This is a genomic window from Thiothrix litoralis (assembly GCF_017901135.1).
Classification (GTDB): Bacteria; Pseudomonadota; Gammaproteobacteria; order Thiotrichales; family Thiotrichaceae; genus Thiothrix; species Thiothrix litoralis.
The window spans coordinates 1,759,470-1,773,452 of record NZ_CP072801.1 but is presented as its reverse complement, the minus strand read 5'-3'; the positions used below and the strand labels follow the sequence as shown (position 1 = coordinate 1,773,452).

Annotated in this window: 14 protein-coding genes; 10 read left to right on the top strand and 4 right to left on the bottom strand. The window is 50.8% G+C overall.

Annotation, left to right across the window (positions count from 1 at the left end):
- Positions 1-174 precede the first annotated feature (174 nt).
- A complete protein-coding gene (locus tag J9253_RS08595; protein WP_210224189.1) occupies positions 175-837 on the top strand; it encodes a lytic transglycosylase domain-containing protein in 663 nt (220 codons plus the stop codon).
- A 1-nt stretch (position 838) separates the two neighbouring features.
- On the opposite strand, the gene ppk1 is transcribed toward J9253_RS08595, so the two are convergent.
- Positions 839-2,923 (bottom strand): polyphosphate kinase 1, encoded by a 2,085-nt coding sequence (ppk1, locus tag J9253_RS08590; RefSeq protein WP_210224579.1) that lies wholly within the window; start codon positions 2,921-2,923, stop codon positions 839-841.
- Between the two features lie 277 nt (positions 2,924-3,200).
- On the opposite strand from ppk1, the gene J9253_RS08585 reads away from it, so the two are divergent.
- The 7 genes from J9253_RS08585 (at position 3,201) to J9253_RS08555 (ending at position 9,362) form a co-directional block, all read left to right on the top strand.
- Positions 3,201-3,923 carry a MotA/TolQ/ExbB proton channel family protein gene (locus J9253_RS08585; RefSeq protein WP_210224188.1) on the top strand — a complete coding sequence of 241 codons (723 nt, stop codon included), beginning with the start codon at positions 3,201-3,203 and terminating at the stop codon, positions 3,921-3,923.
- On the top strand, positions 3,920-4,354 hold the full coding sequence (locus J9253_RS08580; protein WP_028490092.1) for an ExbD/TolR family protein: 435 nt from the start codon (positions 3,920-3,922) through the stop codon (positions 4,352-4,354). The genes J9253_RS08585 and J9253_RS08580 overlap by 4 nt, the downstream gene beginning before the upstream one ends.
- Before the next feature lies 1 nt (position 4,355).
- Positions 4,356-6,107, top strand: coding sequence for a lipid A export permease/ATP-binding protein MsbA (gene msbA / locus J9253_RS08575; RefSeq protein WP_210224187.1), 1,752 nt, complete (start codon positions 4,356-4,358; stop codon positions 6,105-6,107).
- Entirely contained in the window at positions 6,097-7,023 is a 927-nt protein-coding gene (gene lpxK / locus J9253_RS08570; protein WP_210224186.1) for a tetraacyldisaccharide 4'-kinase, read from the top strand. Before msbA ends, lpxK begins: the two co-directional genes overlap by 11 nt.
- Positions 7,016-7,207 carry a Trm112 family protein gene (locus tag J9253_RS08565; protein ID WP_210224185.1) on the top strand — a complete coding sequence of 64 codons (192 nt, stop codon included), beginning with the start codon at positions 7,016-7,018 and terminating at the stop codon, positions 7,205-7,207. The genes lpxK and J9253_RS08565 overlap by 8 nt, the downstream gene beginning before the upstream one ends.
- Positions 7,204-7,947 carry a 3-deoxy-manno-octulosonate cytidylyltransferase gene (gene kdsB, locus J9253_RS08560; protein WP_210224184.1) on the top strand — a complete coding sequence of 248 codons (744 nt, stop codon included), beginning with the start codon at positions 7,204-7,206 and terminating at the stop codon, positions 7,945-7,947. The genes J9253_RS08565 and kdsB overlap by 4 nt, the downstream gene beginning before the upstream one ends.
- A gap of 149 nt (positions 7,948-8,096) precedes the next feature.
- Positions 8,097-9,362: an OmpP1/FadL family transporter gene (locus J9253_RS08555; protein WP_210224183.1), complete on the top strand. Its 1,266-nt coding sequence runs from the start codon at positions 8,097-8,099 to the stop codon at positions 9,360-9,362.
- A gap of 174 nt (positions 9,363-9,536) precedes the next feature.
- Here J9253_RS08555 and J9253_RS08550 read toward each other — a convergent pair whose 3' ends face one another.
- The 3 genes from J9253_RS08550 to J9253_RS08540 form a co-directional block, all read right to left on the bottom strand.
- Complete coding sequence (locus J9253_RS08550) at positions 9,537-9,845, bottom strand: hypothetical protein (RefSeq protein WP_210224182.1); 309 nt, start codon at positions 9,843-9,845, stop codon at positions 9,537-9,539.
- Between the two features lie 304 nt (positions 9,846-10,149).
- Complete coding sequence (locus tag J9253_RS08545; protein WP_210224181.1) at positions 10,150-10,467, bottom strand: hypothetical protein; 318 nt, start codon at positions 10,465-10,467, stop codon at positions 10,150-10,152.
- 113 nt (positions 10,468-10,580) lie between these two features.
- The gene (locus J9253_RS08540) at positions 10,581-10,727 is read right to left on the bottom strand and encodes a hypothetical protein (RefSeq protein ID WP_210224180.1); all 147 of its coding nucleotides are present in this window, start codon (positions 10,725-10,727) and stop codon (positions 10,581-10,583) included.
- 100 nt (positions 10,728-10,827) lie between these two features.
- On the opposite strand from J9253_RS08540, the gene mqo reads away from it, so the two are divergent.
- Positions 10,828-12,312 carry a malate dehydrogenase (quinone) gene (gene mqo / locus J9253_RS08535; RefSeq protein ID WP_210224179.1) on the top strand — a complete coding sequence of 495 codons (1,485 nt, stop codon included), beginning with the start codon at positions 10,828-10,830 and terminating at the stop codon, positions 12,310-12,312.
- 244 nt (positions 12,313-12,556) lie between these two features.
- On the top strand, positions 12,557-13,867 hold the full coding sequence (gene aceA, locus J9253_RS08530) for an isocitrate lyase (RefSeq protein WP_210224178.1): 1,311 nt from the start codon (positions 12,557-12,559) through the stop codon (positions 13,865-13,867).
- Positions 13,868-13,983: the final 116 nt, after the last annotated feature.

The following is a 13,983-nucleotide window of genomic DNA, read 5'->3' as shown; positions in this document are numbered from 1 at the left end:
CAGGGATAGCAATTTTAGTGATGCTTATCACTTCATCCTGCATGGCATTGCTACTAGAATGCGGTTTGCCAGCCATCAATGGAACTTTTTGTTAACATCCAACCCTAAAAAAGGGTATTTGAAGAATAAGTTTTTGCTAATATACTTAGTGCTGGTTTGATTTGGGGAAAATACATGACACGTTTGAAAATCGCCATTTTTATATCATTGTTGGGTCTTACTACCCTGCAATTTGCTTACGCTGCTGGCTGTAGCATGAATGCCGGAGTGGTCAACAAAAATGCCGAAGCTCATCAAGAGTCTATCCAGAAATATTCCGAGAAATACGGGGTCAGTGCGGACATCGTGAAAGCGGTGATCGCTATTGAGTCCTGTTACAACAGCTCGGCGGTTTCACCCAAGGGTGCGCAGGGGCTGATGCAGTTGATACCGGCTACTGCTGAACGTTTTGGCGTGTCGGATTCTTTCGATACCAGCCAGAACATTCACGGTGGAACCCGCTACCTGAGCTGGCTGATGAAACGTTATAACGGCGACTTGTACAAGTCGATTGCGGCTTACAATGCTGGGGAAGGAGCGGTTGACAAGTATAAGGGGATTCCGCCTTACAACGAAACCCAGCAATATGTGCGCAAGGTGTTGGCGGTGTACAACGGTTTGAGCGGTAAGGCGATTGCCTTACCCGTTGTGAGTGCTTCCGGGAAAGTTTCCACCAAGTTGGCTAGCCAGACACAGACGCAGACGGAGATACCAGCAAAAGTATATCCTAAGGGTAAGCCGGGGCGCTCAGGTTGGGAAGCCACCAAAGCAATGGCTCCCCAACTATTCAAGCACTGAGTTAGTTATTTCCCAGCAGTTTCAACAAACTAGTTTGGGCGCTGACGGGGGTTTCCTGCTCATCTTCAGGCTGTTGGCGCAAGTAGAGGCCATCGGCCTGTAATTCCCACGCTTGGGTATTGTCTTGCAGATGCAGCTCAAAGGCTTCGTGGATAATACGCTGGCGCAGCTTTTCGTCGAGGATCGGGAAGGCGACTTCCACCCGGCGGAAGAAGTTGCGTGGCATCCAGTCGGCGCTGGAGCAGTACAGTTCTTCCTCTCCATCATTGCTGAAATAAAACACGCGGGGATGTTCCAGAAAACGTCCCATGACTGAGCGTACCTGAATATTCTCCGAAACACCGGGGATACCGGGGCGTAAGCAACACACACCGCGCACGACCATTTCTACCCGTACACCTGCTTGCGATGCCTGATACAGGGCGGCGATGATTTGCGGCTCGATCAGGGCGTTCATGCGGGCGCGGATCAGCGCGGGTTTGCCTGCACGGGCATAGTCGGTTTCACGCTGGATTTTGTCCATCACTGTCTGATGCAGGTTGAAGGGTGATTCCAACAGGTGTTTCAGGTCGCGCATCCGCCCAAGGCCAGTGAGCATGTGGAAGACTTTGTGTACGTCTTCGGTAATATCGGGGTGGCAGGTTAGCAGGCCGAAGTCGGTGTAAATCTTGGCTGTGCCGGGGTGGTAATTGCCCGTACCGAGGTGAGCGTAGCTGCGTAATTGTTCACCTTCACGGCGTACCACCAAACAGAGTTTTGCGTGAGTCTTGTAACCCACCACACCGTAAACCACGTGCGCTCCGGCGTTTTGTAACTGATTGGCGAGGCCGATATTGGCTTCTTCATCGAAGCGGGCGCGGAGTTCAACCACGACGGTGACTTCCTTGCCTGCCCGTGCTGCCCGCAGCAGATGCTTGACCAGCTCAGATTGTTTGCCGGTGCGGTACAGCGTCATTTTCATCGCCAATACCGCCGGGTCGCTAGCCGCTTGCGCAATAAAGTCCAGCACCGTCTGGAAGCTTTGGTAAGGGTGATGAACCAGTACATCACGCTGCTGAATGAGGTTAAACAGGTTGGGGTTACGTTCCGCCAGTGACGGCGCGGGGCGAAACGGCATAAAGCGCAGCTCAGGTCGATCAACCAGATCAGCAATGGCCATCAGACGGTTGAGATTAACGGGGCCGTTGACGTTGTAGACATCCTTTTCACACAGATTAAACTGTTCCATCAGGTAATTGATATTGTCCTGTGGACATTGGTCGGCAACTTCCAGCCGTACCACCGCGCCGTAATTGCGTTGTGGCAATTCACCCTGCATGGCTTGCAACAGGTCGTCAATTTCTTCTTCGTCGACGTACATATTGCTGTTGCGGGTTAGGCGGAACTGGTAGCAACCCGATACTTCCATGCCGGGAAACAGCCGGTCGATGAAAGCGTGCAGGATGGATGACAGGAAAACGAAACTGTCTTTGCTGGCTCCCATGCCTTTGGGCAAGCGGATAATGCGCGGCAGGGTGCGCGGTGCTTGCACAATAGCGGTGTCGATTTCGCGCCCAAAAGCATCCGTGCCTTGCAGGCTGATGATGAAATTCAGGCTCTTGTTGATGACATTGGGGAAGGGATGCGCCGGGTCAAGCCCCAGCGGGCTGAGTAATGGCATCAGTTCGCGGTCGAAGTAGTCGGAAAGCCAGGCAAGTTGTTCTTCATTCCAGTGGGTGCGGCGCACGAAATAAATGCGTTCCTCGCGCAGGGCGGGGATCAGTTCTTCGTTGAGTAATTTGTATTGGCAATCGACCAAGGCGTGTGCAGTGCTGGTGATTTGTTTCAGCGCTGCGGTCGGGGTCAAGCCATCCGCGCCAATCGAGGCGACATCCAGTTGCAATTGCTGTTTCAGGCTGGCAACGCGGACTTCAAAGAATTCATCCATGTTCGCGCTGGAAATGCACAGAAAGCGTAGGCGTTCCAGCAGTGGTACACGCGGATCTTGTGCTAGCTCCAGAACCCTGCGGTTAAAAGCCAGCAGGCTGAGTTCGCGATTAAGGTAGTATTCGGGGTTATTCAGGTCGGGTGCAGCATTTTCCTGCATGATAACATCCTGTTCCGGTTCTGGTGTCGTGGCTGATTGTGGACAAATATAACGACAGCTTGTGACAGTTTGGTTACATCCAGCGCAGATGTGGTCATCTTCGCCCAATAACCACAGGTAACGGGGGCGCATGGGATGCGGGGTAGACGGGGCGTTTGTTATTATTCTCATGGTCAAGGTTACACTTTGTTGTTGTTTTCTGGATTTATTCGTGTACGGAAATAACTTACTATACACCATGTGGGCTAAATCATATAAAAATGAGGCATGAATAGATATGTTTGAATTAATCACGTCTGGTGGGGTCATGATGTTCCCCCTGATTTTGAGTTCCGTGATTGCACTGGCGATTATCATTGAGCGTTTCCTGTCCTTGCGGGTTAATCGGGTTGTCCCTGCCAGTGATATTGAGCGGGCGCGGAAACTGGCTGGCATCAACAAGTTGTCTGACGTACAGGTCGATGAATTGCGTAACGGCTCTTTGCTAGGGCGGGTATTAGCTACCGGGCTGGAAAGCCGCGAGCTGCCACGCCATATCATGAAAGAAAACGTTGAAGAAGCCGGGCGGCACGTGGTGCAGGAATTGGAACGTTACCTGCCAGCGCTGGGCACGATCATTACCATTGCGCCGATGATGGGGTTGTTGGGTACAGTGTTGGGGATGATTGGGGTATTCAGCGCCATCAATACAGCCGGTGTCGGTAATCCGCAGCAAATGGCGGGGGGCATTTCTGAGGCATTGGTTACGACGGTAGTAGGTTTGTTGATTGCCATTACCACCTTGGTGTTTGAGCGTTACTTCAAGGCTAAAGTGGATGGGTTTGTCGCGGTTATGGAACGCGAAGCCTTACGTTTGATTGAAATCGCTAACTCTAGCCGTAAGACGGTTCCCGCCGCTATGCCGCCTGCTGCTGCTCGCCCGAGTGCTGCCGCTGTCGCCGCCGCACAGCAACGGGCTGCTGCCGCCGCTACGTCAGGGCGCGGGGGTAAGCCAGCATGAAATTTCGTACCCGTGAGCGTCAGGAGAGCAAGGTTGATTTGACCTCCTTGATTGACGTGGTATTCATGCTGTTGATTTTCTTCATGGTCACGACCACGTTTGACAAGAATGCCGAGCTTAAAATTGAGCTGCCCACCGCGAGCAATACCGCTGCCACCGTTGCGGGTGACAAGCTGGAATTGCTGATTGACGGGCAAGGGCGTTATTATGTTAATGGACGTGAAGTGCTGAATAGTCAGCCAGAAACGCTGTTTCAAGCCATGAGTATGACGCTGGAGGAGATGGGGAATAATACCCCGCCACTGGTGATTTCGGCGGATGCAGCAGTGAATTATCAGGCAGTCGTCACCGCAATGGATATCGCTGGGCGTCTTGGTCTGACCAACTTCTCGATGGCGACTTCGCAATCAGAACGCAAACCACAGGAATAGGATGACCACACCCCGCACGACTGGCTGGCAGGTTTATCGACGTTTAATTGCTTATTCACTGAAGCAGCGGCATTACCTGTTGTTGGCAATGATTGGGCTACTCGTCAGTGCAGCGACGCAACCTTTATTCGCTTGGAGTCTAGAACCCTTGCTGGATAAGGCGATCAACCAGCGTGACCCGGAAACCATTATGTGGTTACCGTTGGGGATTCTGGGGATTTTTTTGTTGCGGGGCGGGTCGATGTTTCTGTCCGGTTACTACGTAGGGTTAGTGGGGCGTATTGTCGTCAAAACCTTGCGGGATGAGGTGTTTTCCCATCTGTTGCGGATGCCGGTGCGGTTTTTCGAGAATTCCTCCTCCGGCAAGCTGCTGTCTTATGTCAGTTACCATATTGAACAAGTGGCGAATTCCAGTATCCGAGGCGTAACGTCGCTGGTGCAGGATTCTGCCACCATCATCGGTTTACTGGGGTTGATGTTCTGGCATAGCTGGCAATTGACCTTGGGGGTGTTGGTGATCGTGCCGCTGATTGCTGGCGTGGTGGCGTGGGTGACACGCCGCTTGCGTCGCTTGAGTCATGAAGTGCAAGATTCCGTCGGTGATGTGACCCAGATTGCTAATGAGCTGATCCGGGGTTACAAGGTGGTGCGGATTTTCAACGGCGAACAGTATGAGGCCAAGCGTTTCAGTGCTGCCAATGAGCAGAATATTGACCTGCAAATGAAGCGTATGGTGCTGGAGTTGTTGAGCACGCCGCTGGTGCAATTCATGGTGGCGGTAGCATTGGCGGCGATTGTCTATGTGGCAACCCGTGATGCGATGCTGGATGCGTTGACTCCCGGTGTTTTCATGTCCTTCGTCATGGCGATGATTTTAATGTTAACGCCGATCCGTAACCTCACCCAATTGAACGCGCAATTGCAAACTGCGATTGCAGCGGGCGAGGGTATTTTTGAGCTGCTCGATACTCCGGCTGAAAATGATCACGGTACACAAACGTTGGAGCACTGCCGGGGTGCGGTGACGTTTCGCGATGTTTCTTTTACTTATCCTGAAACCGACAAAGCAGTCTTGCGTAACATCAATCTAACGGTGCAACCCGGTGAAAAGATTGCCTTGGTGGGTAAATCTGGTAGTGGCAAAACCACGCTGGTGAACCTGTTGCCGCGTTTTCATGATGTGCAGATGGGCACTGTTTTGTTGGATGATGTGCCTTTGCAAGACCTGCGCTTGCATAATTTGCGTAGCCAGATTGCCTACGTGGGGCAAGACATCGTGCTGTTCAACGATACCGTGCGCAATAATATTGCCTACGGTGATATGCGTCATGTGCCAGATGCGCAAATCCGCGCTGCTGCCGAGGCCGCTTATGCGTTGGAATTTATCGAAAAACTGCCACAAGGCTTCGATACGCTGATTGGTGATAATGGCGTGATGCTCTCCGGCGGGCAACGTCAGCGCTTGTCGATTGCACGGGCGATTTTGTCGAGTGCGCCCGTCCTGATTTTGGATGAAGCCACTTCCGCGCTGGATACTGAATCCGAACGCCACATCCAGTCCGCGCTGGATAATCTGCTGGCAAACCGTACCACTTTCATGATTGCCCACCGTCTTTCCACCATCGAGAATGCCGATCGGATTCTGGTCATGCAGGATGGTGTGATCATCGAATCCGGCAAGCACCACGAATTGCTGGCCTTGAAGGGGCAATACGCACGCTTGCACGCCATGCAATTCCACGATGAAACTTGAACGTTGGGTGCTGAATGTCTGGTACGGGAATGATCGGTTCGGTAAATACCTGTTATTGCCGCTGACCGGAGTTTTCTGCGTATTGGCGGCCTTGAATCGCTGGCGGCACAAGCGTCAGCAAGTTAAACATCCGGTTCCTGTGGTGGTGGTGGGTAATATTTCGGTGGGCGGTACGGGTAAGACGCCGCTGGTGATCTGGCTGGTGGAACGGCTGCGCGAGGCAGGGTTCAAACCGGGAGTGGTGAGCCGGGGCTATAAGAAAGATGCGGATAGCCTGGGTGATGAGCCGCTATTGATCATTCAGCGCACCAACGTTCCCCTCGCCATCGGCAAAGACCGTAATCAGGCTATCACGACGCTGTTACACGAACACGCTTGCGACATCATTATCGCCGACGACGGTTTGCAACATTACCGTATGGGGCGCGATGTGGAAATCTGCGTGGTGGATGGACAGCGCCGTTTTGGGAATGGTTTTTGCCTGCCATCTGGCCCATTACGCGAGCCTGTTTCCCGCCTGGCAAGCTGTGATTTTGTCGTGACCAATGGTGAAAACATGACGATGCACGGCGATACGCTGGTAAATCTGGCGACTGATTCGCGTCAATCGTTACAGGCATTGAGTGGGCAAACGGTGCATGTCGTGACCGGCATCGGCAATCCACAACGCTTTATCAACACGCTGGAACAGGCTGGTTTACAGGTGTTGGCGCACCTTTACCCCGATCATCACGCCTTTACGGGTGCAGAAATACGTTTTGATGATGCACTTCCCATCCTCATGACCGAGAAAGATGCGGTAAAATGCCGCCAGTATGCTGTGCAAAACGTTTGGTATCTGCCGATTGAGGCGGTGCTGGATGAATGTCTTGCCCAAGCCCTGCTTAAACGTTTACAAGGATTCAATCATGGATAAGAAATTGCTGGAAATTCTCGCTTGCCCCGTCACCAAAGGCTCACTGATTTATGATAAGGATAAGCAGGAACTGGTCTCGAAATCAGCGCGTTTGGCTTATCCGATCCGCGACGGCATCCCCGTCATGCTGGAAGAGGAAGCCCGTACCCTGACACAAGAAGAAGTCGAGGCATTGCACGTATGAACACGGTTCTGGTGATTCCGGCACGCTATGCGTCATCGCGCTTGCCGGGCAAGCCTTTGCGTGAATTGGCGGGTAAACCGCTGATTCAGCATGTGCATGAACGTGCTTTGGCCGCCGATTTTGCGACGGTGCTGGTGGCAACGGATGATGAACGTATCCGCCGTGTGTGCGAAGGTTTTGGGGCGAAAGTCGCGATGACGGCGAGCACCCATGAAACCGGCAGTGACCGCTTGGCAGAAGTGGTGCAACAACAAGGCTGGAGTGACGACACTATCGTGGTCAACCTGCAAGGCGATGAACCGCTCACGCCTGTGGTAAATTTACATCAATTGGCAAAAAATCTGGCTGACTACCCGCAAGCCAGTATGGCGACCTTGGCGACACCAATTACCCACGCAGACGATTTCACCAACCCGAATATCGTCAAGGTGGTGCGTGATGAACAAGGGCTGGCCTTGTATTTCAGTCGTGCGCCGATCCCGTTTCAGCGTGATGCTGGCATTGACCTTGAAAAATATGCGCTGCGACACATCGGTATGTACGCCTACCGTGCTGGCTTCCTCAAGGCATTTGCGGGTATGCAGCCCTCGTTGCCAGAGCAATTGGAAAAACTGGAGCAGTTGCGAGCGCTTTCGCACGGTTATCGTATTCACGTTGATATTGCAGCAGAAATTCCGGGGGCGGGAGTGGATACCGAAGAAGATGCACTTAAAGTTTCAGCTATATTGGGTGTTGTATAAAACATTACAGCTAAAGAAGCATATCTGAATATTCTAATAAGTACTTGTTTTGCTTAATAATAAGCATTTGACAGCTTAATACTCCTCTGTCACTATTTCGCAACAACGCTTGAGAATTCGCAAAAGTATAATTGGAGGAGTATTTATTTATGTTCAGAAAAACTACCCTGGCAGTGTCGGTTCTATTGGCACTGGGCACTCAATCAGCATTCGCCACCAACGGTCTAGCCCCCACAGGTTTGGGACAAACCCATAAAGGCATGGGTGGCGCGGCAGCTGCTTATGCGGCAGGCCCCATGAGTATGGCGACCAACCCGGCATCCGCCTCATTTTCGCCCGATGGTTACGAAGTAGGGGCGGAAGTATTCATTCCTAACCGTACTGTGACCTTGCAAGCGCCTTTTTCGGGTACAGGTACTGCGCAAGAAGCGGATGGCAATGGGGACGAAATGTTCCTGATCCCGGAGGCGGGCTACAAACGTGACATGAAAGGTGGTTTGTCCGTTGGTATTGTGGCCTACGGCAACGGCGGGATGAATACCGCTTACGATACGGGCGTGCCGTTTGGTGCAGGCTCTTTTGGTGGCGCACCGGGAACACCCACAGGTATTGACCTTAAGCAAGTGTTTGTTTCCCCTACTGCCAGTTACAAAATCAATGACAATGTAGCTATTGGTGCTTCTGCCAATCTGGTTTACCAGCGCTTTGAGGCTGATGGTTTGGGGGCGTTTGCCGGGTTCAGTAGCGACCCAACCAGCCTAAGTGACAGAGGTGGCTCGAAAGCCAGCGGTATCGGTGCGACAGTGGGTATTCAGGGCAAACTTTCTGACAAGTTGTCGGCTGGTTTGGCTTATCGCTCCAAAGTGAACATGGGTAAATTTGACGAGTATCAGGGCTTGTTCCCGGATGGCACATTTGATGTGCCTGCGGCAACAACGGCTGGCATCGCCTATCAGGCTACCCCGCAAACCCTGATTGCTGCTGACGTGGCGAAAATTGAATATTCAAGTGTCGATGCGACGGGTAACTCCCCTTCCAACGGCCTGCCATTTGGTGCAGTGAATGGGCCTGGTTTTGGCTGGGAAGATCAGACAGTCTATAAAGTGGGTGTCAAGCATCAGCTTAATGATGGTCTAGCGTTGATGGCTGGTTATAACCGTGGCGATAGCCCAATAGGTTCTGGCGTGACAACGGTGAACGTACTCTCACCAGGTGTTGTTGAAGATCATATTTCCTTGGGATTTGAGAAAAGGCTGACACCTAAATCCAAGATTACCGGATCTTATATTCACGCCTTTGAAAAGACGGTGGAAGGTGCTGGAACATTGCCGCCTTCAGGCCCGATTCCAATGGATGCTTATGACCTTACCATGGAGCAGGATGCAGTAGGCATTGGCTACAGTGTCGAGTTCTAAGCACTGAATTATTGAGCATAAAAGTAGAAAAGCGAGGTTTAACCCCGCTTTTCTTTTATGCCTTGGATAAAACAGCAGTTCAAGCCCGAACACTACTGTTTTTGATAGTCTGCCTACCAGCCCTAAATAAGTAGACTATCATTCCAAGGGTTTTTTTTAGCCCTTTAATGCCGCTTAAATCAATGGGTGCTCCTGCATCCCAAAGCTATGTGACGGCAAGCGCACCCGTAACAACGATGACGCAGAGCTCCCCAATGAAATGGCTCCGTGCGCTATGCCATCGTTTGGCGTGATAATATAATCCGGCACACCACATAAGGTGTCGCTATTGGCGTGATAGGCCAGATCCATTTCTTCCCCTGCTTCAAATACCGTGAAGTATGAATGCTGGTAGCGTGCTGACTGTATGCGTGCATTGCTACAAGCTTCTGCAAAAGTCTTGTGTGTTGAGTGATACGTTCCATCAAGAAAAACTTTGAACATGTGAGAACTCCTGTTTGCTGTTCATGTTGCTATGGGTAAAGAATAAGGCAATTGAGGCGGGGGATATGTGATGGTAAACACACAATGAAAAAAACTGTTATCAAATGTTTTTTGCTATTTTGTTATTTTATTTATGAGCATATGTGATTAAATTTTATCAAATCCCAGAAAAAGAAAAAGCGGGGCTTACCCCGCTTTGAATATGCTTTATGTGTCCAACGGATAGCCCCATCCGTTGGATACACAAAGACTGTTTAACGGATATATCATCCGTTTAGCCCTTATTTTTATAGAGTTGTTCTTTTTAAATGCCCCTAGACATACCTGCGATATGATGTGAGGCAGCCGCTGCCAGATGGGCAACCCCTGCTCTCCGGTATTCTTGTGCTTTCGGCATGACGACGTGTGGTGTAATGATGTAAGCAGGTACACCTTTCATGACTTCTTGTTCCGCGTCCTGTTCAGCGTCGAGTGTCATGTGTTGTGCGCTGTTATCACCTGCTTCAAACACAGTGAAGTAGGCTTGTTGGTTAGTGTTGGCTTGCTTCCTTGCGTAGCGGCAAGCGCCAGTGAATGTCTCATGCGTTGAATGGTAAACGCCATTAAGATAGACCTTGAACATATTGTTAGCTCCCGTTGTGTGGTTTCCTGTAGGTGCAGAATATTTAAAAAGTGCCCATCAGAATGTGATAGCGAACACACTTTTTGTTTTTTTACGGAAAAGTTTTTTATCGGTTATTTTTCTATCTTATTGATGAGATTTACTGCTGTGGCATTATTTAATTTTATGATTGGTTTGGGCTGTGTGTAAAAATGTTCAACTTGATTTAAATGCTGCAATGCCGCATCCTGCTTGGCTTGGCAGGTGGTTTTAGGCAACATTGTCGACAATCTTGTGAAAATCCTGTGTTTATGTGTAGAAATCACCTTCCTTCCCGGTCTATTATCCTGCTTTTCTTGTCACTGATGGTTGAAGGTGAATATGGCAACGAAGAATGTAAACGTCTTACTGGTAGGGGCAGGCATCATGAGTGCCACCTTGGGTGTGTTGCTGAAGCAATTAAACCCATTGTTGACAATTAGCATCGTCGAGAGGCTGAGTGATGTTGCCATGGAAAGCACCAGCGGCTGGAATAATGCAGGTACTGGTCATGCTGCTTACTGCGAATTGAATTACACTCCCGAGAAGCCGGATGGCAGCATTGACGCCAGTAAAGCGTATGGGATCAATGAATCCTTTGAGCGTACTTTACAGCTCTGGTCTTATCTGGTGCAGCAGCAAGCCTTGCCTGAGCCTTCCACTTTCATTAATCCAACACCACACATGAGCTTTGTCTGGGGCGATAAGAACGTTAACTTCTTGCGCAACCGTTTTGCGGCGATTGGTCAGCACCCGATGTTTGCGGACATGGAATACAGCGAAGATCCAGCCGTCCTGCGGGAATGGATGCCGCTGGTGATGAATGGGCGTGACGCTAATCAGCCAGTCGCGGGAACGCGGGTCAAACACGGTACGGATGTAAACTTCGGTTCCCTGACACGCAGCATGATTGCCTACCTGCAAGCCTTTGATGATGTTGAGCTTCTGCTTAACCATGAAGTCAGGAATCTGCGCAAACAAGCGGATGGCCAGTGGCAGGTGATAACCCAGGAGACGGATAGCATTCTCGATACCCGTACATTGACGGCCGATTTTGTGTTCCTTGGTGCAGGTGGCGGGGCGCTGCCAATGCTGCAAATGTCAGGTATTGCAGAGGGCAAGGGTTACGGTGGTTTCCCGGTCAGCGGTCAATGGTTGGTATGCAAAAAGCCTGAAATCGTGAACCAGCATTTCGCCAAGGTGTACGGCAAAGCCTCTATCGGCGCACCGCCTATGTCGGTTCCGCATCTGGATACTCGGATTATTGATGGTGAGAAAGCCCTGTTATTTGGACCTTTCGCAGGTTTCACCACCAAATTCCTCAAGGAAGGTTCGGTGACTGATCTGTTGGCTTCGGTCAAGCCTAACAATATTCTGCCAATGGTCAAAGTTGGCTTGAGCAGTGCTGATCTGATCCGCTACCTAGTGTCTGAAGTGATGCAAAATCACGATTCACGTATGGATGCCCTGCGCGAATACTTCCCGGAAGCCCGTAATGAGGACTGGACATTAGCCAGTGCTGGACAGCGTGTGCAAATCATCAAAAAAGATCCGGTGAAAGGCGGCAAGCTGGAATTCGGTACCGAAGTCATTACCGCTGCGGATGGTTCACTGGCGGGTTTGTTGGGTGCATCGCCGGGCGCGTCGGTCACTGTTACCGCCATGTTGCAAGTGCTGGAGAAGTGTTTCGCCAAGGAAATGGCTTCAGATGTCTGGAAAAACAAGCTAAAAGAGATGATTCCATCTTATGGCGAGTCACTGCTGGACAATACTGAATTGCTCCAACGCATCCGTCACGATACATTGTCGACACTGAAAATTGGCTAAAACGTCAGTCAATTATTGCTTCAGGCAATGCTAAGGATTGAATTAATTTTATTGTCGACAGTATGTGGGTTTATTACTATCGAGCCCCTGACAATTTTTAATGATTGTCCTGCATTTCATAAAACAGCAAGATTCGCGGCAGCGAGCAGAGAGAGGAATAAAAAGATTGCCTGATGGCAATCCTCGGCAGATTGCCGACATTTTACCGGTTTCGTTCACTTTTATTGACTCTGAGGAACACTACATGACAACTCGTGAAGCGCAAATTGCAGCACTGGAAAAAGACTGGGCAGAAAACCCACGTTGGGCAAACGTTAAGCGTACTTACAGTGCGGCTGACGTAGTACGCCTGCGCGGTTCCCTGCAAGTTGACCATACACTGGCAAAACGTGGTGCAGGCAAGCTGTGGGATCTGGTTAACGGCGGCGCGAAAAAAGGCTATGTAAACGCTTTCGGCGCAATCAGCGCAGGTCAAGCGATGCAACAAGCCAAAGCGGGTTTGGAAGCTGTTTACCTGTCCGGCTGGCAGGTTGCTGCTGACGGCAATACCTCAGAAACCATGTACCCTGACCAATCTTTGTATGCATACGATTCCGTACCCACCATGGTTCGTCGTATCAACAACACCTTCAAGCGTGCTGACGAGATCCAATGGGGTCGTGGCATCAGCCCAACTGACGAAGGCGGTCTGGACTACTTCCTGCCTATCGTTGCTGACGCAGAAGCCGGTTTCGGCGGCGTGCTGAACGCTTTTGAACTGATGAAGAACATGATCACCGCAGGCGCGGCTGGTGTTCACTTTGAAGACCAATTGGCAGCCGTGAAAAAATGCGGCCACATGGGCGGCAAAGTATTGGTTCCAACTTCTGAAGCAGTTGAAAAGCTGATTTCTGCCCGTTTCGCTGCTGACGTTATGGGCGTTCCTACCGTTATCTTGGCACGTACTGACGCAGAAGCCGCTAACCTGATCACTTCTGACCATGACGCAAACGACAAGCCATTCCTGACTGGCGAGCGTACTGCTGAAGGTTTCTACCGCGTTAAGAACGGTCTGGAACAGTCCATCAGCCGTGGCGTTGCTTACGCGCCTTACGCTGACATGGTGTGGTGTGAAACTGGCAAGCCTGACCTTGGCTTTGCGCGTGAATTCGCTCAAGCAGTTCAAGCGGCTTGCCCAGGCCAACTGTTGTCTTACAACTGCTCACCTTCTTTCAACTGGAAGAAAAACCTGACTGACTCACAAATCGCTTCTTTCCAAGAAGATTTGTCTGCGCTGGGTTACAAATACCAGTTCATCACCTTGGCGGGTATCCACGTCAACTGGTACAACACCTTCAAGTTCGCACACGCTTACGCACGCGGCGAAGGCATGAAGCACTACGTCAACATGGTTCAAGAACCTGAGTTTACTGCCCGTGAAGAAGGCTACACCTTCGTTTCTCACCAGCAAGAAGTTGGCGTTGGCTACTTCGATGACGTTACCACTGTTATCCAGGGTGGTTCTTCATCCGTAACAGCGTTGACTGGCTCTACTGAAGAAGAGCAATTCCACTAAGAAACCCCTCCCAACCCTCCCCTTATCAAGGGAGGGCTTAAGAGAATGGAATGCCCCTCTTGTTCCTCCCCTGATAAGGGGAGGTTAGGAGGGGTTTCTTTTTTTAAGGAGATGAA